Source organism: Chelativorans sp. ZYF759 (assembly GCF_012911015.1).
Classification (GTDB): Bacteria; Pseudomonadota; Alphaproteobacteria; order Rhizobiales; family Rhizobiaceae; genus ZYF759.
Genome location: NZ_WVVV01000007.1, coordinates 30,440 through 49,699, shown reverse-complemented (window position 1 = coordinate 49,699; position 19,260 = coordinate 30,440). Strand labels below are relative to the sequence as shown.

17 protein-coding genes are annotated in these 19,260 nt (G+C 63.0%); 10 read left to right on the top strand and 7 right to left on the bottom strand.

The annotated features are described in order from the left end of the window. Positions 1–63 precede the first annotated feature (63 nt). Entirely contained in the window at positions 64–525 is a 462-nt protein-coding gene (locus GRZ55_RS13040) for a 5-carboxymethyl-2-hydroxymuconate Delta-isomerase (RefSeq protein ID WP_169287376.1), read from the top strand. A gap of 22 nt (positions 526–547) precedes the next feature. Here GRZ55_RS13040 and GRZ55_RS13035 read toward each other — a convergent pair whose 3' ends face one another. Further along, on the bottom strand, positions 548–994 hold the full coding sequence (locus GRZ55_RS13035; RefSeq protein ID WP_169287375.1) for a MarR family transcriptional regulator: 447 nt from the start codon (positions 992–994) through the stop codon (positions 548–550). Positions 995–1,075: 81 nt separating this feature from the next. On the opposite strand from GRZ55_RS13035, the gene GRZ55_RS13030 reads away from it, so the two are divergent. Beyond that, entirely contained in the window at positions 1,076–2,158 is a 1,083-nt protein-coding gene (locus GRZ55_RS13030; RefSeq protein WP_169287374.1) for an exo-alpha-sialidase, read from the top strand. A gap of 3 nt (positions 2,159–2,161) precedes the next feature. After that, positions 2,162–2,464 carry a MoaD/ThiS family protein gene (locus GRZ55_RS13025; protein WP_169287373.1) on the top strand — a complete coding sequence of 101 codons (303 nt, stop codon included), beginning with the start codon at positions 2,162–2,164 and terminating at the stop codon, positions 2,462–2,464. 61 nt (positions 2,465–2,525) lie between these two features. Here GRZ55_RS13025 and GRZ55_RS13020 read toward each other — a convergent pair whose 3' ends face one another. The 3 genes from GRZ55_RS13020 to GRZ55_RS13010 all read right to left on the bottom strand — a co-directional run bounded on the left by GRZ55_RS13020 (position 2,526) and on the right by GRZ55_RS13010 (position 6,541). Beyond that, positions 2,526–3,290 carry a L,D-transpeptidase gene (locus GRZ55_RS13020; protein ID WP_169287372.1) on the bottom strand — a complete coding sequence of 255 codons (765 nt, stop codon included), beginning with the start codon at positions 3,288–3,290 and terminating at the stop codon, positions 2,526–2,528. A 145-nt stretch (positions 3,291–3,435) separates the two neighbouring features. Further along, the gene (locus GRZ55_RS13015) at positions 3,436–4,341 is read right to left on the bottom strand and encodes a cation diffusion facilitator family transporter (RefSeq protein ID WP_169287371.1); all 906 of its coding nucleotides are present in this window, start codon (positions 4,339–4,341) and stop codon (positions 3,436–3,438) included. Positions 4,342–4,351: 10 nt separating this feature from the next. Continuing rightward, positions 4,352–6,541: an anthranilate synthase gene (locus tag GRZ55_RS13010; protein WP_169287370.1), complete on the bottom strand. Its 2,190-nt coding sequence runs from the start codon at positions 6,539–6,541 to the stop codon at positions 4,352–4,354. 596 nt (positions 6,542–7,137) lie between these two features. Between GRZ55_RS13010 and GRZ55_RS13005 the strand changes: the two genes are divergently transcribed. The 4 genes from GRZ55_RS13005 (at position 7,138) to GRZ55_RS12990 (ending at position 11,376) form a co-directional block, all read left to right on the top strand. After that, positions 7,138–8,535: an aminomethyltransferase family protein gene (locus tag GRZ55_RS13005; protein ID WP_169287369.1), complete on the top strand. Its 1,398-nt coding sequence runs from the start codon at positions 7,138–7,140 to the stop codon at positions 8,533–8,535. A gap of 156 nt (positions 8,536–8,691) precedes the next feature. Beyond that, positions 8,692–9,810, top strand: a complete 1,119-nt coding sequence (locus GRZ55_RS13000; protein ID WP_169287368.1) for a site-2 protease family protein — start codon at positions 8,692–8,694, stop codon at positions 9,808–9,810. Between the two features lie 117 nt (positions 9,811–9,927). Further along, entirely contained in the window at positions 9,928–10,887 is a 960-nt protein-coding gene (locus tag GRZ55_RS12995; RefSeq protein ID WP_169287367.1) for an SPFH domain-containing protein, read from the top strand. Positions 10,888–10,917: 30 nt separating this feature from the next. Continuing rightward, positions 10,918–11,376, top strand: coding sequence for an NfeD family protein (locus GRZ55_RS12990; protein ID WP_169287366.1), 459 nt, complete (start codon positions 10,918–10,920; stop codon positions 11,374–11,376). 11 nt (positions 11,377–11,387) lie between these two features. On the opposite strand, the gene GRZ55_RS12985 is transcribed toward GRZ55_RS12990, so the two are convergent. Further along, positions 11,388–12,389, bottom strand: coding sequence for an SIS domain-containing protein (locus GRZ55_RS12985; RefSeq protein WP_169287534.1), 1,002 nt, complete (start codon positions 12,387–12,389; stop codon positions 11,388–11,390). 133 nt (positions 12,390–12,522) lie between these two features. On the opposite strand from GRZ55_RS12985, the gene GRZ55_RS12980 reads away from it, so the two are divergent. Next, entirely contained in the window at positions 12,523–14,193 is a 1,671-nt protein-coding gene (locus tag GRZ55_RS12980; RefSeq protein WP_169287365.1) for an outer membrane beta-barrel protein, read from the top strand. A gap of 7 nt (positions 14,194–14,200) precedes the next feature. On the opposite strand, the gene galU is transcribed toward GRZ55_RS12980, so the two are convergent. Then, on the bottom strand, positions 14,201–15,073 hold the full coding sequence (gene galU / locus GRZ55_RS12975) for a UTP--glucose-1-phosphate uridylyltransferase GalU (RefSeq protein WP_169287364.1): 873 nt from the start codon (positions 15,071–15,073) through the stop codon (positions 14,201–14,203). A gap of 225 nt (positions 15,074–15,298) precedes the next feature. Between galU and GRZ55_RS12970 the strand changes: the two genes are divergently transcribed. After that, complete coding sequence (locus GRZ55_RS12970) at positions 15,299–16,525, top strand: lytic murein transglycosylase (RefSeq protein ID WP_169287363.1); 1,227 nt, start codon at positions 15,299–15,301, stop codon at positions 16,523–16,525. Between the two features lie 201 nt (positions 16,526–16,726). Beyond that, a complete protein-coding gene (locus tag GRZ55_RS12965; RefSeq protein WP_368856615.1) occupies positions 16,727–17,746 on the top strand; it encodes a DUF459 domain-containing protein in 1,020 nt (339 codons plus the stop codon). 14 nt (positions 17,747–17,760) lie between these two features. Here the strand turns inward: GRZ55_RS12965 and GRZ55_RS12960 are convergent, their stop codons facing one another. Then, positions 17,761–19,215 carry a glutamate synthase subunit beta gene (locus GRZ55_RS12960; RefSeq protein WP_169287361.1) on the bottom strand — a complete coding sequence of 485 codons (1,455 nt, stop codon included), beginning with the start codon at positions 19,213–19,215 and terminating at the stop codon, positions 17,761–17,763. Positions 19,216–19,260 lie beyond the last annotated feature (45 nt).

Genomic DNA, 19,260 nt, shown 5'->3' with positions numbered 1-19,260 from the left:
CAAGTGCGCGGTCGATCAGCTGACCGCCTCCAGCTATATCAGTCGGCGGCGCGCTTTCGCCGGTTGCGCCAGCCCGTGCCCGGGTCTAGTCAGCCATGTGACTGCAGCCGACGCGCCCAACCGACGGCGAGATTGGATGCAGGTACGACCGAAGGCCGCGCGGCAGGAAACTCGGGGGTTCATATGCCACATTGCGTGATCGAACATCATGGCGCCTTTGCGTCCGCCGCGCGGCTGGACGACGCCATGCAACTCGCTCTGTCCGTCTGTTCGGCATCCAGCATCATGGCGCCTGACGACATAAAGGTCAGATGCATCGAGGCGGACGCCATCCTCTTCGGCGATGGTCGGCGATCGTTCGTCCACATCACCTTGTCGATGCTTGCCGGCAGAACGGAGGCGCAGAAGATCGCCATCGCCGAAATGCTGCGGGACGCCTTCCGAAACGATTACCCCGAAATTGCGAGCATAAGCATCGATATCCGGGATATGGACCCCGCCTGCTATCGAAAATCCCTGGTCTGAGAAGTGGCCAGCCAGCCGCGACTCAGGCCAGCGCCTTCAAGTCGGCCCGGAATCCCTGGGGATCGCTCGCCCTCACCAACCGGTCGACTTCGCCATGGGTTTCACGCCAGATAGGCACCGCACGGGCCAGAATTTCGCGGCCGGCATCGGTCAATGACAGGCGGCGGTTGCGCCGGTCCCTTTCGTCCGGACGCACCGAAATGAACCCGCTTTTCTCCAGCGGCTTCAGCGCGGCCGTGAGTGTCGTCCGGTCCATCGCGAGAAAATCGGCGATGTCCGACATCCTGGGACTGTCGGGCCGGTTGAGCGACATCATCAGCGAAAACTGGCCGTTGGTGATGCCAAGCGGCCGGAACGCCTCATCGAAGCGTCGCGACAAGGCACGTGCCGCCCGCCGAACGGCGAAACAGAGGCAGGTATCGCGCACATGCAGCGTGGTGGCGAGATCGACGGTCTGTTGCTTTGACATGATCCTATAAATGTTGATATCAACGCAAATGTCCAGTCCTCGCTGCTGGGCATGATGTCGCAGCCACGGGAGGAGACGTCCATGGCGACCAGGGTTTTTCTGCTTGTTGGCACGCGCAAGGGTGCCTTCATATTCGAAAGTGGTGCGGATCGTCGTGACTGGACGCTCAAGGGTCCCTTTTGCCAGACCGCCCCGATGAACCACGTGATCGGGGACCCCCAATCGGGGATGATCTATGCGGCCGGAGGCGATCCGTGGTTCGGACCCTCGGTCTGGAAGACATCTGACCTCGGCGACAGCTGGTCCCATTCCAGTGCCGGCCTCTGTTACGAGGAGGGCCTGGAGCCCGTTGGTTCGGTGTGGAGCATGCATAAGCGCAATGGCACGCTTTATGCCGGCGTGCAGCCGGCTGGCCTCTTCCGCAGTGATGATGACGGCGCGACCTGGACCCATCTCCACGGCCTTCAGGAACACCCCTCGCGACCCGAATGGCAGCCTGGCGGGGCCGGCTTGATCCTGCATTCGCTTGTCACCGACCCTGAGGACGAGAAGCGCATCTGGATCGGCATCTCCTCGGCTGGCGTCTTCCATTCAGCAGATGGCGGCGAGACGTGGGAGCCGCGCAACAGGGGCACCCGCGCCGATTTCGCGCCGGAAGACCAGCGCTATCCAGAATTCGGCCAGTGCGTGCACTCGCTCGTCAAGGCCCCGAACTCCACGGACCTCCTCTATCAGCAGAACCATTGCGGCATGTATCGCAGCGCCGATGGCGGACGCACGTGGGAAAGCATCGAGGAGGGGCTTCCTTCCTCATTTGGTTTTCCGGCCGCCGTCCATCCGCGCGATCCGGAAACGCTGTTTCTTTTGCCGCTCAATGGCGATCAGGCCGGGCGCTATATGCCAGATGCCAAGGCCGCTGTCTGGCGCACGCGCGATGGCGGGCGCAGCTGGCAGGATCTGCGTGAGGGCCTGCCGCAGGAAGGCGCTTATTTCGGCGTTCTGCGCCAGGCCCTGGCGACCGACGTCCTGGAACCGGCCGGCGTCTATTTCGGCACGTCGGGCGGCGCGCTTTTTGCCAGCGCCGATGAAGGCGAGCAGTGGAGCCCGCTGGCGAGCCACCTGCCGGGCATCCTCTCGGTGGAGACGATGGTGGTACGGGATTGACCGATGACGCGATATGAAAGGGCGCCACTTGGATCGACTGCCACCGTCACTGTCCGTCTGCCGGCACTTCTCCTTGACTTGTTTCCGGGCGCACGGCGCGATGTGGTGGTTCAGGCGACCTCGGTGCGCGAGGTCATGGACGAGCTTGACCGGCTCTGGCCCGGGATGCGCGACCGCCTGTGCGACACGCGTCCCGCCATTCGCAAGCACATCAACGTCTTCGTCGACGGCGAGCGGGTTAAGCTCGCCTCGCCGCTGGCTCCTGGCGCGACCGTCTGGGTGCTGACCGCCATCAGCGGCGGGTAAGGCAAACGAAAAGGGCGGGTCAAAGACCCGCCCTGCCCTTCATTGTCGTTTCGAAGCCGGTTCAGATCGCCTGGGCGACTGGGCCTTCCAGCTGGCGACGCACCGCTTCGGGCATTTCGCGCTGGGGATACATGAGCGGCTCGTTATGCAGCACGATGACCTGAGTATTCAGCGGCACGCGGCTGTAGAGATCGATGATGTCCTGGTTGAACAGACGAATGCAGCCGGACGAGACGTCGAGGCCGATCGACCAAGGCTCCGAGGTACCATGGATGCGGTAAAGCGTGTCGCGGCCGTTCTGATAGAGGTAGAGCGCGCGCGGGCCGAGCGGATTCTCGAGACCCGGCTCCATGCCGCCCGCCCACTGAGCGTTACGCTCGGGGTCCCGCTCGATCATGTTCGCCGTGGGCGTCCAGCGCGGCCACTCGGCCTTGCGGGCGACCTCTGCCTGTCCCTCGAAGGCAAGGCCGGCACGGCCGACGCCGATGCCGTAGCGCATGGCCTTGCCGTTTTCCTGCACGAGATAGAGGAAGCGGTTGTTGGTATCGACCACGATGGTGCCGGCAGGCTCCGAGCGATGGTAATCTACCTGCTGGCGGAAGAAGCGCTCATCGACATTGCGGATATCGGTTGCCGGCAGCGGGAAGCGCTCATCCGGCTGCGCACCGTACATGGCCCGATAGAACGGATCAGGACCGGCCGGCTGCACCGGCTGATAGGCCGTCGGCTGCGAAGAGCCGGAAACGCATGCGGCCAGGAACAGTGGCAACAGTGCCGCCGCCAGAAGGCGCGAGAAAAACGGGATTACTGATTTGAACACACACATAGGGACTTCCATCGACGAATTTTCTGGACGGACGGTTAACAACGCAGTTGCCTGCCGTTTGATCCAGCATGTGCTGCCGAATAATGTCCGACGCACGGACAAAAAAGAGCGAAAAGGTGGCGAACGCGCGAGTGTTGCGTCTCGGTCACAGTGACGGCGAGGCAGCAGTAGCGTCGTTCTTGGCCTCGTGATCCGGTTCCACGTGTATGATGACGCGTACCGAGGGGATTTCGGCTTGCAATGCGTGCTCGATCCGATCGCAAATGGCATGTGAGGCTGCCACGGTGGTTTCCGCGCTCACAACCATGTGAAATTCGATGAATGTCGCCCGTGCCGCGACACGTGTCTTGAGATCGTGAATTTCCAGCGCACCGTCTGCGTTTGCCAGGATAGTCCTCTCGATCCGCGCATGATCTTCCGGCTCAGCTGCCCGATCCATGAGTCCCTGGATGGATTCGTTGACGAGTTTCCACCCCTGCCAGAGGATGTTGAGGGCGACAATCAGCGCCAGCAGCGGATCGAGCACCATCCAGCCTGTGGCTAAGGCCAGGAGCAGGCCCGCGACGACACCGACCGAAGTGACGACGTCGGAGAAGATATGCCTGGCATCGGCGATCAACGCAGGCGAGCGCGCCTTGCGACCCTCCTTGATCAGGATCCATGCCCACCCGCCGTTGATCAATGTCGATACCACGCTGACGGCCAGGCCAAGATCGGCCTGGACTATGGGCAGAGGTTCGATAAGGGCGCTGACGGCTTCACGCAGGATGAGCAAGGCCGCGATGACGATCAGCACGCCCTCCAGGACGGCAGAAAGATACTCCGCCTTGTGATGCCCGAAGGGATGTTCGTCATCGGCCGGGGTGAAGCTGACGCGGATCGCATACCAGGCGACCAGAGCCGCGATCACGTTCACGGTCGATTCCAGCGCGTCTGAATAGAGCGCGACCGAACCCGTCAGCCGCCAGGCCCAGAACTTCAACGCGACGACAATGAGCGCCACAAGGATGGAAATGAGCGCCAGCCGGCGCACACGGTCTTTGGCGCTCATGCTCATTTCCTCAGGCCGCCTGCACCTTCGCACGGCGCGGCAGATGGGCGACCACGTTCTCGATCATGCGCATGCCCGCATCCTGACCGAGCGTCATGATGGATTCGGGATGGAACTGGACGGCGGCCACGGGTTCGCTTCGGTGCTCGATGGCCATGACGACGCCATCCTCCGTCTCGGCTGTAACTGTGAACTCTTTAGGCAGCAGCACGGGATCGGCAAAGATCGAGTGGTAACGTCCAACGGTGACTTCCTTGGGAAGGCCTGAAAACACGGTGCCCGCCATGTTCACGCGGATTCGTGACGGCTTGCCGTGGACGGGTTCGCGCAGCTGACGCAATTCGCCGCCATAGGCTTCGGTCAGCGCCTGGAGCCCGAGGCACACACCGAAGATCGGCAGGCTTCGGGCGCGTGCCTTGGCGATGGTCGCCTTGCAGTCGAAATCCGACGGCATCCCCGGTCCGGGTGACAGCACCACCAGATCGGGATCGAGGCGATCGAACACCTCTTCGGCGACCGGTGCGCGCACCGTGGAAACCGTGGCGCCGGTCTGGCGGAAATAGTTCGCCAGCGTATGGACGAAGGAATCTTCGTGGTCGACAAGCAGGACCGACACTCCCTCACCGACCTTTGCCGTCTCCCGGCCGGCATTCGTTGCGTTGGGCTTTCCGGCCTCGCGGATGGCAGCCAGCATGGCCGAAGCCTTGAGCTCCGTCTCCGCCTCTTCCTCCGCGGCGTCGGAATCGAACAGCAGCGTGGCGCCCGCCCTCACCTCGGCGATCCCATCCTTGATGCGGATGGTGCGCAGCGTCAGTCCGGTGTTCATGTCGCCGTTGAAATGAACCATGCCGATCGCACCGCCATACCAGGCCCGCGGGCTTTTCTCGTGGTTCTCGATGAAACGCATGGCCCAAAGTTTCGGCGCGCCGGTCACCGTGACTGCCCAGGCATGCGACAGGAAGGCGTCGAAGGCGTCCATGTCTTCACGAAGCCGGCCTTCTATGTGGTCGACGGTATGGATCAACCGTGAGTACATTTCGATCTGACGCCGCCCGATAACCCTGACCGACCCCGGCTCGCAGACACGGCTCTTGTCGTTTCGGTCGACGTCGGAGCACATCGTCAGTTCGCTCTCGTCCTTCTTGGAATTGAGCAGCTTCAGGATCTGTTCGGAATCCGAAATCGCATCCTCGCCGCGCTTGATGGTGCCCGAAATCGGGCAGGTCTCGACACGGCGACCGTTGACGCGCACGAACATCTCCGGCGACGCACCGATCAGGTACTCGCCTTCGCCCAGATTGATGAAAAATGAGTAGGGCGAAGGATTGATGGTTTTCAGCCTGCGCGTCACTTCCGAGGGACGCGACTCGCAGCGTTCGAAGAACATCTGTCCCGGCACCACCTCGAAAAGGTCCCCGCGCCGGAAACTCTCCTTTGCCTTCTCGACCAGTCTCGCATATTCGCCGGGCTCATGGTCGCCGCGCGGGGGGATGCGTTCCGATTTCTGAAAGGGTGCCTCTTCGCCGCCTCGCGCCAGGCCCGTGGTTGAGAACCCCTTTCCGGAGTAGTCGTAGCGGTCGTGCCAGGCCAGCGCCTGATGGTGGTCGACGACCAGGATCTCGTCGGGGAGATAGAGAACGAGGTCGCGCTGGTCTTGCGCGCGTTCGAGCTTTAGTTCGACGGCGTCGAACTGGAAGGCGAGATCATAGCCGAACGCGCCGTAGAGCCCGAGATTGCTGTCCTCGTCGCTGCGAAAGAGGTCGATGATCGCCCGCAGCACGCTGAACACGGTCGGCGCGCGCGAACGCTCTTCCTCCGTGATCACGCCGTCGGCTTCGTGAACCTGCACCGCGATCAATCGGGCGTCTGCATGTTCGACCGTCACGTCAGACAGCGTGTTCACCGCCGCGCGAATGGGAGGCAGCAAGGCTTCGCCCCGTTCGTTCAACGCTTCGATGCGCACGGCTCGGCCGCGCGATGTTATGGCGACGGGAGGATCGACGATGGCCGTGTCCCACCGCGTATAGCGCCCTGGATATTCGTAGTTCGACGAGAACAGGCAGCCACGCCGCGAATCCAGTGCCTCGACATAGGCGTCGATAGCTCCTTCATAAGGTGTCTCGGTACGCTGCCGCGTAATCGTCACGCCCCCGGCGGTAACGAAGGCCTCCGCTGTCATTTCCGCTACCATGATGCTCATCGGCGCGCTCCCTTTCCTGTTTGGGCGGGAACCTTGGACCAGATACAAGAAATGGCCGCCCGGTTCTCCCGCTGCGGCCATCGAAAACTCCACGCAAATACGCTCTCGGCCGCTGTTAGCTGGCCCACCACCAAAGCTTGGAAATGTGCATCTGCATGTTCATGCCTCTTGATAGCCCTCGACGGGCATGGCGGCAAGCGCCTTTGTCGATTGCCACGCGCTGTATACCGTTCCGTCACCATCCGGGTCTGCCGGAAGCGCTCCTTATACCGGGATACATGCTCGCCAGCGGGTGGCGGCCCTTGGGTTTTGTCCGGCAGCCGTCGTCAAACTGGCACGACGCCACGTCAGCCGGTGGAATCGCTTGCGCGGCTCACTCTATTGACGTATGGGACCCTTCGATACAGAATGTATACAGTCTGCATGCTGTAACGCAGACGGGTTGGAGGATCTCGACGACTGCACGCAGCGCGGTTCACCGCGACGGGCATCGTGGATGAGAGCACGGAGGACCATCGCCGCCTTCACAACCGTCAACCGGCCAGCCGGATGCCGCCGGCCGGTCATCAGAATCGTTCCTTCAGGGAGAGAACCCCATGTCCAAGAGCCTGCAACAGAAACTCGACGCCGAGGGCAACATCGTCAAGATGCTGCGCAACTCCAAGGTCGGCGCTTACGTCTACCCGGTCGTCGCCCCCGAATTCCACAACTGGCGCGACGAGCAGCGCGCATGGCGCGAGTCGGCGGTCCTCTTCGACCAGTCGCACCACATGGCCGAGCTCCTCGTCGAAGGCCCGGATGCCGAGAAGTTCCTCTCCTACCTCGCCATCAACTCCTTCAAGAACTTCACCCCCGGCAAGGCCAAGCACTTCGTGCCGGTCACCCCGGAAGGCTACGTCATCGGCGACGTGATCATGTTCCGCGAGAGCGAGACCGAATTCAACCTGGTCGGCCGCGCCCCCACCGTGAGCTGGGTTCAGTACCATGCCGAGACCGGCAACTGGGACGTCAAGCTGACCGAAGACCCGCGTTCGCCGTCGCGCCCGCAGGGCAAGCCGGTGCTTCGCCGCCATTACCGCTTCCAGGTCCAGGGCCCGAACGCCCCGGCGATCCTTGAGAAGCTGAACGGCGCAGCGGTTCCCGAGATCAAGTTCTTCAACATGGACTGGATCAATGTCGGCGGTCAGAAGGTCCGCGCCTTGCGCCATGGCATGGCCGGCGTGCCGGGTCTGGAGCTCTACGGCCCCTATGAGGATTACGATCGCGTCCGCGACGCCATCCTGGAAGCCGGCGAAGGCCATGGCCTGGTGCCGGTCGGTTCGCGCGCCTATGCCACCAACACGCTGGAATCAGGCTGGATCCCCTCCCCGCTGCCGGCCATCTACACCGGCGAATCCATGCGCGGCTACCGCGAGTGGCTGACCGACAAGTCCTACGAGGCTACCGGCGCCATTGGCGGCTCCTACGAGTCCGACAACATCGAGGACTACTATCTGTCGCCCTGGGATCTCGGCTACGACTTCTACGTCAAGTTCGACCACGACTTCATCGGTCGCGAGGCGCTGGAAAAGATGGCCGACAAGCAGCACCGCCGCAAGGTCACCTTCGAGTGGAACCCCGAGGACTGCATCAACGCCTTCGCGACCCTGTTCGAGGACGGCGCCAACGTGAAGGCAATGGACTTCCCGCTCTTCAACTATGCCTCGTCGAGCTACGACAAGGTCATGAATGGCGACAAGATGGTCGGCCTCTCCATGTTCGCCGGCTACTCCTACAATGAGCGCCGCGCGCTGTCGCTCGGCACCGTCGATGCCGACGTCAAGGAAGGCGACGAGCTCAAGCTCGTCTGGGGCGAGCCTGAGCCCGGCACGGAAAAGACCACCGTGGAGCCGTCGCGTCAGATGGAAATCCGCGTGCGTGTCTCCAAGGTGCCCTTCTCGAGCGATGCCCGCGAGAGCTACGTCGACAGCTGGCGTACCCGCAAGAACGCCTGATCAAGGCGCGTCCTCCCAAGGACATGTACCGGCCGGTCGCGAGACTTCTCGCGGCCGGCCCTTCTTTTAAGACTGCCGCTCTTGCGCCAGGACAAACCGGTTCAACGCTCCTACAATAAGGTCCGGCTGGAAACAGCGGATGCGGGAGCACGCGCCATGAGTTGGTCTTTCAGAATCGCCACCATTGCCGGGACCCAGGTGAGGGTGCACGTCACCTTCGCGCTGATTCTCGCGTGGTTCTGGTGGATGCACTACCAGATCGGCGGCGTGCCGGCGGCATGGGAGGGCGTCCTCTTTATTCTGGCCGTGTTTGCCTGCGTGGTTGCGCATGAATTCGGCCACGCCTTCGCCGCGCGCCGCTACGGCATCAAGACACCCGACATCACACTTCTGCCGATTGGCGGGCTGGCGCGTCTGGAGCGCATGCCGGAAGAGCCGCGTCAGGAATTCGTCATCGCCGTGGCCGGCCCGGCCGTCAACATCGTCATCGCTGCGTTGATCCTGCTGGCGCTCGGCGGCACGGGTCAACTCGCCGATATGGCGCAGATCGAGGATCCCCGCGTCAATTTCCTCGTCCGGCTTGCCGGGGTTAACATATTCCTGGTCGTGTTCAACATGATCCCCGCCTTTCCCATGGATGGCGGCAGGGTGCTGCGCGCCGCACTCGCCTCGCGAATGTCGTGGCCGCGCGCCACACAGATCGCCGCAACGATCGGCCAGGGCATGGCATTTGCTCTCGGCTTCATCGGCCTGCTTTACAACCCCATCCTCATCTTCATCGCCATCTTCGTCTATCTGGCGGCCACTGCCGAGAGCCAGAACGCCCAGATCCGCGAGGTCTCCGCGAGCCTCTTGGTCGGGGATGTTATGGTGCGTCAGTATGCAACGCTACCGCGCCAAGCGAACCTGGCCGAGGCCGTCGAAGCGCTCCTGGATACGAGCCAGCACGAATTTCCTGTTCTGTCCGCCGATGGCCGCCTCGAGGGCGTGCTCACCCGCAACGACATGATCCGCGCGCTCAAGGAGGTCGGGCCCCACGCACCGATTGAGACTGCCATGCGCACCGACATTCCGACCATCCATCACCGGCAATGCCTGACCGATGCGCTGAAGCTCATGCAGGAATCGAGCGCGCCGGCCGTTGCCGCGCTTGATGGGGCCGGCCGCCTCGTCGGTCTGATAACCCACGAGAATGTCGGCGAGATGCTGATGGTGCGCTCGGCGGTGCCGGAAGGCTTCCGCTTCGGCAGGTTGAGGCGGGCCGAGAGCAGCTAACCGGGCAGGCCGCGGCCACAACGATTGTAAGTTGGGGCGTTCGGGCATAAGGCTGGCGGGTGCTGAATGCCGGTCCCGGCAGTCGCGCGTCCTGACAATTCGAACCGGGAGTCTCCGATGCCGTTCACGGGATTCGACATCCTCATACCCGTCCTCATCATCCTGGTGCTGTTGCTCATATTTGCGGGCATCAAGACGGTCGAACAAGGCTCCAACTACACGGTCGAGCGCTTCGGGCGCTATACCCGCACCCTGTCGCCGGGCCTCAACATCATCGTGCCCTTCATCGACCGCATCGGTGCCAAGATGAACATGATGGAACAGGTGCTGGACGTCCCCACGCAGGAGGTCATCACCCGCGACAACGCCATCGTGGCGGTTGATGGCGTCGCCTTCTATCAGGTGCTCAGCGCGCCGCAGGCCGCCTATCAGGTTTCTGGACTGGAGAACGCCATCCTTAATCTGACCATGACCAACATCCGTTCGGTGATGGGCTCGATGGACCTCGACGAACTCCTGTCCAATCGCGACACGATCAATGATCGCCTGCTCCACATCGTCGACCAGGCGGCCACGCCCTGGGGCATCAAGATGACGCGCGTCGAGATCAAGGACATCAACCCGCCGGCCAATCTAGTGGAATCTATGGCCCGCCAGATGATGGCCGAGCGCACCAAGCGCGCCGAGATCCTCGAAGCCGAAGGCCGCAAGCAGGCGCAGATCCTGGAGGCCGAGGGCCGCAAGGAAGCCGCCTTCCGGGATGCCGAGGCCCGCGAGCGTTCGGCCGAGGCAGAGGCGCGTGCCACGCAGGTTGTTTCGGAAGCCATTGCCAAGGGCGACGTCCAGGCCATCAACTACTTCGTCGCTCAGAAATACACCGAAGCGATGTCGGCCATCGGCTCGGCGCCCAACAGCAAGGTCGTGCTGATGCCGATCGAGGCCGCTTCGCTGATCGGATCGCTGGGCGGTATCGGCGCCATTGCGAAGGAGGTCTTCGGCACCGAGGGCGAGGCTGCGGCCGGAACCGCTCGTCGACGTGCTGCCTCGACGCCGATTTCCGGTCCCGATAGAACCTGACCTGGGAAACAATCAGCAAGGGGGGAGACGATGCTTGTCGAATTCCTGGCCAGTATCGGCCCGTGGAACTGGATCATCCTGGGCTGCATCCTGTTGGCGCTGGAGATCGTGGTCCCTGGCTTCTACCTTCTGTGGATCGGCGTCGCCGCTCTGCTGACGGGAACGCTTTCCTTCCAGCTTGCCGATGTCGCGCTGTGGACGTGGCAGGCCCAGACGGTCTTCTTCCTGGTGCTGTCCATCGCCACGGCGCTGATTGGCCGGCGGGTCTTTTCCGGCGGCGGTGAGGATACGGACCAGCCGCTTCTCAACCGCCGCGAACAGCAGCTGATCGGCACTGTTGCCACGCTTGAGGAAGCCATTCAGGACGGCCGGGGCTTCGTCCGGATGGGCGATTCGCTGTGGCAGGTTTCAGGACCCGATCTTCCGTCGGGCACACGTGTTCGCGTGACGGGCGCTAACGGCGGAACCTTGCTGGTGGAACCTGCCTGAGCGTTTGGACCTCAGGCCGCCCCGATCCTGAGCAGGTCGTGGAAATGGACGATGCCAACCGGCCTTTTGGTTTCGTCGACCACCACCAGGGCGGAGATGTTGAGGTCGTTGATAAGCCCGGTCGCCACACCTGACAGCATGTCGGGATGGGCGGTCTTCGGATCGGCGGTCATGACCTCCTCGACCTTGAGTTCGGCGAGGTTGCGGTCGAGGTGACGCGCCAGATCGCCATCGGTGATGATGCCGACGAGCTTCTCCTCGTCATCCACAATGCAGACGCAGCCGAAACGCTTGGCCGAAAGGGTCATGACGGCCTCGGGCAGGAACGTGCCCATCGCCACGAGGGGCAGCTCCTCGCCCACATGCATGAACTCGCGCACCTTCGTCAGGCTTGCACCGAGCCGCCCGCCAGGATGAAAAGTCCGGAAATTGTCGGGCGTGAAGCCGCGCGCCTCCAGAAGCGCCACGGCCAGCGCATCGCCCATGGCCAGTTGCTGCAGGGTGGAGGTGGTAGGCGCCAACCCATGCGGGCAGGCTTCGGCGGTGCGCGGCAAGGCCAGAACGATGTCGGCCTGGCGCGCCAGCGCTGAACTTTTGCCCGATGTAAGGGCAACCAGCGGGATGGCAAAGCGACGGCAATAGGAAACGATGCCCTTCAATTCCTCGCTTTCGCCGGACCAGGACAGGGCAAGCACCGCATCATTGCTCGTGATCATGCCGAGATCGCCATGACTGGCTTCCACGGGATGCACGAAATTGGCCGGCGTTCCGGTCGAGGCGAATGTCGCGGCAATCTTTGACCCGATGTGCCCGCTCTTGCCGACACCCGTCACGATGACGCGACCGGAGATGCCGGAAAGAAGACTGACCGCCTCGGCAAAGGGCGCCGCCAGTCCATTGCTCAGAGCTTCAGCGAGCGCGTTCAAGCCGTCCGTCTCGATGCGGACGGTTCTCAGAGCTGACTCTGTGGCTGCCTCGGGAATCACGCGTGTCGTTTCTGTTTTCGAAAGCATGCGTTCCGATAGCGCCAAAGCGCCGAGATGTCCAACGTCGACTGCCTCCGCGGCAGCCATCGTCAACGCTCCGTTAACTATGCCCGTTTAGAATTCGGCAATCATTCTGAACCGTGCGGACGATCGATCGGCAATGGCTGCGGCGAGATCAAAAACAAAAGGCAGCAGGCGTCGGCTGACGGCAGCCATCCTGGCCGCTGGCGCCTCGCTGATTGCCTATGGCGCCGGCTCCGCGATCTCGCAGCAATCGGACGGATTGCGCGGTGCCGTCTCGCAGGTCGACATTGAACGCCAGCTCCTGCCCGACTGGCTTTCAGGCAATCAGGGCGCGGCGGCGCCGCAAATGGCGGAGATTCCGGCATCCGCCCCGGCGTCACGCGCCACCCCTTCCGACCTGTTCGCAAACAATGAGGACGTGTTCCAGGACCCGCTCGAGCCACGCACCACCACGACTCTTGCGCGCGAGCGTCGGGCGCAACGCATGGGCACCGGCACCGAACCGCCGGTCAACGTTGCGGGCCCGACCGCGGCGCCAAGCGACGAAGCGATCACAACCGGCACGATTCGCGCCCAGCCCCTCGAAGGCCTCGAGATGGAGGAATTGCGCAGGACCCTGCCGGAAAGCGGCCGCCAGGGTGCGATCGAGGGGCTCGGGCGACCCGCCGATCCGTCTCCATTCGCGCCGGTCGGCCTGCGCCTGGGCACATTCGACATATTGCCTTCGCTTGAGCAGGGCGTCGGCTGGACCTCGAACGCCACCAACACGCAGGACGGCGAGAGCGCCAGCTTCTCGGAAACAACTCTTCGCCTTGACGCCCGCTCTGATTGGGGCCGCCATACTGCAAGCATAACCGGCGCCGGCACCTATAGGCGATCCATCGCCGGAGCACGGATCGCGGAGATCGAAGGCAGTGTCGACGGCCAGCTGCGTCTTGATCTGCTGAACGATTTCGCGGCGCTGGGGCGTGTCGGCTATGACGTTCGTCCGGAATCTGCTTTCGCGCCAGGCGCCATTGCGGGCGTGGCCGACCGCCCGAACCGGCATGTGCTGACGGGTACGGCGGGCCTCTCCAAGGAGATGGGTCTTGCGCGCCTTGCCGCGACGGCCGATCTGACCAGAACCATCTACGACGACGCCCGTTTGACGGACGGGACGAGCGTCTCGCAACGCGAGCGGAATTCGACACTGGCCGCTTTCACCCTGCGCGGGGGCTACGCGATCTCGCCCGTCCTGCGACCGTTCGTGGAAGGCGAGATTGGTCGCCGCTACCAGGATGTGCGCGTCGATTCGTCAGGCTACCAGCGCTCGGCCAACCGCTACGCACTCCGTGGCGGCGTCGAACTGGACATGGGCGAGAAACTGTCCGGCGAAATTGCCGCGGGCTGGCTCACCGAGAGGCCTGACGACGGCGAGTTGCGGCCCGTTTCCGGCCTCTCTCTGCAGGGTAACGTCAACTGGTCGCCCGTCCGCGGCACCATCGTCGCGCTCAACGGCGCGACGGCGGTGGAGGGCGCTACCAGCCCCGGGGATACCGGCAGTCTTCTCTATTCTACCAACCTGTCCGTCTCGCGCGACCTGCGCGCAAATCTGACCGGAACTGCCCTCTTGGGCGCCGACTACCGCCGCTATCCCGGATCCGATCAGTATGATCTCACACTGCGCGGCGAAGCCAGCCTGACCTGGTGGCTCAACCGCTATGCCGGTCTCGTTGGCCGGGTCCGCCACGAGCAGTTCCGCTCCAACCAGCCCGGCCGCGAATCGCGGCAGACCAGCGTCTATATGGGACTGCGCGCGCAGAGGTAGCGGCTGACTAGGTCAGCCGCGCTTTCAGCATTTCCCGCACTTTGTCGGCAAGATCTGGGCGTTCCAGGGCAAAGGCGATGTTCGCCTCGATGAAGCCTTCGGGAGTGCCGCAATCATAGGTCTCGCCCTTGTAGCGATATCCGTGAAGCTTCTGAGTGTCGCGCATTTTGAACATGGCGTCGGTCAACTGTATTTCGTTTCCCGCGCCCCGTTCCTGAGTGGCGAGTATGTCGAAGATTTCGGGCTGCAGGATGTAGCGCCCGTTGATGAAAAGGTTCGAGGGAGCATCTGCGGGCTTGGGTTTTTCGACCATGCCCACGATCTCGAAACCGCCACCGGCCGTCGTATCGCCAGCTTCGACGATACCATATTTGCCGGTTTCGGCCGGATCGCACTCCTCGACCGCGATAACGTTTTCGCCGGTCTGCTCGTAGAGTTCCACCATGCCTTTCATGCAGCTCTTTTGGGCGCGCATGATCATGTCGGGCAGGAGAAGGGCGAAAGGCTCGTCACCCACGAGTTCACGGGCACACCAGACGGCATGACCCAGGCCCAACGGTTCCTGCTGGCGCGTGAAGCTGATCTCGCCGGCCTCGGGCTGCTGGGAGCGCAGCTTGGACAAGACCTCTTCCTTGCCGCGCTTGGCGAGCGTGTCGTAAAGCTCGTACTGGACGTCGAAATGGTCCTCGATCGCCGCCTTGTTGCGACCCGTCACGAAGATGAAGTGCTCGATGCCGGCCTCTCTTGCTTCCTCGACGACATATTGGATGATCGGTCGGTCCACCACGGTCAGCATCTCCTTCGGAATTGCCTTGGTGGCGGGAAGGAATCTCGTGCCAAGTCCCGCGACCGGGAATACGGCCTTCCTCACTTTTTTCATTCAGTCCCTCCGGTTTGTTGCCTGAGGTCGCCGCCAGGACTTCCCGATCCGGACGGCGACGCAAGCTGTAGCACGGACATGATCGTGCCGATTTTGACATCTAATCAACTCTCGGTCGTTTCCACCGTTCCGTCGATCCATTCTCCAGCAAAGAGGCCTATGGTAAACTCTTTCCTAACCCGGATGGGCGAATAAGGGGGTTCATGACTTTCCGAGGAGGTGAGAATGTCCTTTAGCACGATCGCCGGACGGGCGGCAGCCGGCCTCGCGGGCCTTATGGTCTCGGCGGCACTGCTTTTCTCCGCCACACCGGCCCTGGCGGATGCCGCGTTCCAGCGCTGGGTCCAGGAGTTCCGGGGCGTTGCCAGCCAGAACGGCATTTCGGGCGCGACTTTCGATCGCGCGTTTTCGGGCATCACCGCGCCCGATCCCGAGGTGCTCCAGCTGGCCAACAACCAGCCTGAGTTCAACGCCCCTGTCTGGCAATATTTCGACAATCAGGTGAACGAGGAATCGATCGCCAACGGCCGCACCATGGCGCAGCGCCACTCCCGCCTCCTCGACGCCGTCGAACAGCGATTCGGAGTCAGCCGCTTCATCGTGCTGGCAATCTGGTCGATCGAATCGCGCTATGGCGAGGCGCTCAACAATCCCCGGCAGGTCCGCAGCACCATCCGTTCGCTCGCCACGCTTGCCTATGCCGATCAGCGTCGCCAGCGCTTCGGGCGCCAGCAGCTCGTCGCCGCTCTCAAGATCCTGCAGAACGGCGATGTCGACGTCAGCCAGATGACGGGTTCGTGGGCCGGAGCCATGGGTCATACCCAGTTCATCCCGACCAGCTACGAGGCATGGGCCGTGGACATGGATGGCAATGGCCGCCGCGACATCTGGAATTCCATTCCCGATGCCCTCGGTTCTGCGGCCAATCTGCTACGCTCCAACGGCTGGCGATCCGGACAGGCCTGGGGTTATGAAGTTAGACTGCCGGAAGGGCGCAGATTCCCGGGCGGCACGATGACCTTGGCCGAATGGGAACGTATCGGCGTGGTGCGGGCCAACGGCCAGCCCTACCCGCGACCGGGCGACCGGGCCGAACTGAAGGTTCCCCAGGGGCGCGACGGCATCGCATTCCTCGTGCTCCACAACTTCAACATGCTCAAGCGCTACAACAATTCCGACATGTACGCGCTGTCGGTCGGCATGCTGGCGGACCAGATCGCCGGGACAGGCGCCTATACGCGCGATTGGAATCGTCCCTTCACCAGACTGTCCTTCGCCGAAGCCCAGGAACTTCAGCAGCGTCTGTTGAGCATGGGGTATTATGATGGCGCGATCGACGGTAGGATTGGACCGGCGTCGCGCGCGGCCATCCAGGCTTTCCAGGAACGGGCAGGCCTCGACGCAGACGGCCATCCGAGCAAGGAAGTGCTCAGTCGCTTGCGCAGCAGGTAAAGGGATCGAGACTTGGTCATCTTCCGGACCATTGCCAGGATCTTCGCGATGGCAGGCCTGGCGTTTGCCATCGCTCTCGGCGGAGCAGCGACCTGGGCTCCAGGTTCGTCCGCCATGGCGCAACAGCAGGAGCGGTCTTCCGGTGGCGGACTCCTTCGCCTCCTGTTCGGGAGCCGCCCGACCACGCAGGAATCCCCACCTGTGGCCCAGCCACAGCAGCAGCGCCGACAACAGCAACGTGCCACCAGTCAGCCGCGACGGCAGGCGGCACCGACCGCCCCTACTGTGGCGTCTGTCGACAAGTCCGAAGACGCCCGAAAGATACTCGTGCTCGGGGACTTCGTGGCCGGCGGCCTCGGCGAAGGTCTGGATGTCGCCTTTTCCGAAAATGCCGACGTCGTCGTCGCGACACGCACGAACGGCTCGTCCGGCCTAGTACGCGACGATTATTACGACTGGCCGGGCCAGATCACCGGCATTCTCGAGGAAGAGCAGCCCGACATCGTCATCCTGATGGTCGGAGCCAATGACCGCCAGCAAATGGTGGTCGATGGACGCCGCGAAGAACCCCGCTCGGATGCGTGGATGAGCGAGTACGAGTCCCGCGTCCGCGAGTTGGCCACGGCCGTCCGCGTCCATGAAGCCCACCTTATCTGGGTGGGAATGATTCCGTTCCGTTTTCGAACCATGTCGTCCGACATGATCGCCTTCAACGATCTCTATCGCCGTGTGGCCGAGGAAGTTGGCGGGGAGTATGTCGATGTGTGGGGTGGGTTCGTCGATGAGGACGGAAATTTTGCCGGCCACGGACCGGACATGAACGGCCAGCCCGCACAACTGCGGGCGGAAGACGGGATCAACATCACCCGTGCCGGCAAACGCAAGCTCGCCTTCTTCCTTGAAAAGCCGCTGAATCGCGTGCTGGCCGACGGGGTCGCGCCCGCGCTCGCAAGCTTCGGACCCCAATTACCGACCGATCTGGACCCGGAGGAACTGGACCTCACGCGGATGGAGCGCACACAGCCGATCGCCGTGGGCGAGTCTGCGCTGGAAGATACAGGTGAACTGCTCGGCGGGTCGGTGCGACGCGCTCCCGGCTCAGCTGGGACCCATAGCTCGCTTGAGGAGCGTCAGCCAGCCGCTGCCGTTCCCGGGCGCGCGGACAATTTCTCGCTTCGACGCCAAGCTTCGCCGGCGAATTCGCGTCCCGCAGACCTCTAGCGTCGGGCCTGCCGTCAACGCGGCAGCAGCGACGTGCCCATGAGCGCCTCATCGATCGCCCGGGCAGCCTGTCGACCTTCCCTGATCGCCCAAACGACCAGTGACTGCCCCCGCCGAACATCGCCCGCGGCGTAGAGACGATCAACGCTGGTGCGGTAGTCCCGGTCATTTGCGGCGACGTTAAGAGAGCGGCGCGAATCCAACTCCGTCTTGAGTTGTTCGCCAAGCTCCGAGAGCACGCCGGTCTCAAGGACACCCGCAAAGCCGATGGCGATGAAAGCGAGGTCGGCCTTGATGATGAACTCCGTGCCCGCAATGGGCTTGCGCCTGTCGTCGACTTCACAGCACTTCACGCCGGTCAATTCGCCATCCTCGCCGACGAATTCCAGCGTAGCGACCTGGAACTCACGCTGCGCGCCTTCGGCCTGACTAGAGGAGGTACGCATCTTCGTCGCCCAATAGGGCCAGACCGTCAGCTTGTCTTCCTTTGCCGGCGGCTGGGGCCGGATGTCGAGCTGCGTCACGCGGACAGCACCCTGGCGAAATGCAGTGCCGACACAGTCGGACGCCGTGTCGCCGCCGCCGACCACCACCACGCGCTTGCCGCCAGCCAGGATGGGCTCCGAGCGCCAGGCCACGGATTGAACGTTTTCACCCCCGACGCGCTTGTTCTGCTGGACGAGGTAGGGCATCGCATCGTGAACGCCCTTCAGGTCTCGGCCCGGCATGTCGGAGGGGCGAGGGATTTCCGAACCGCCACAATAAAGAACGGCTTCGTATTCTGCCAGCAACTCGCCGATCGGTTTGTCGACGCCGACATTCACATTGCAGAAGAACGTGACGCCCTCGCCTTGCATCTGCTCGACCCGCCGGTCGATATATTGCTTCTCGATCTTGAAATCGGGAATGCCGAAGCGCATCAGCCCGCCGGGGCGGCTCTCGCGCTCGTAGACATGGACATCATGCCCTGCCCGTCCAAGTTGCTGTGCGGCAGCCATGCCGGCGGGACCGGAGCCGATGATGGCCACTTTCTTGCCGGTCTTCTGCTCGGGCGGATAAGGGCGGATGAAGCCATTTTCGTAGGCCTTATCGGCAATGGCCTGTTCGATGGTCTTGATCGCAACCGGGACGTCCTCGAGGTTGAGGGTGCACGCCTCTTCGCAAGGTGCGGGACAGATGCGGCCCGTCCATTCGGGGAAGTTGTTCGTCGAATGCAGGTTGCGGATCGCGTTGTCCCAGTCCCCTTGATAGACGAGGTCGTTCCAGTCTGGGATCTGGTTGTGAATCGGGCACCCGGTCGGCCCGTGGCAGAACGGAATTCCGCAGTCCATGCAGCGGGCCGCCTGTTTCTCGACCTCGCCATCCGACATAGGGAGCGTGAACTCCTTGAAATGGCGGATACGATCGGAGGCCGGCTGGTACTTGTGAACCTGCCGGTCGATTTCGAGAAAACCAGTCACCTTGCCCATTCTAACATCCCAAGTATTCGAGCCGGGGTGGCGGCACGCTCGCGC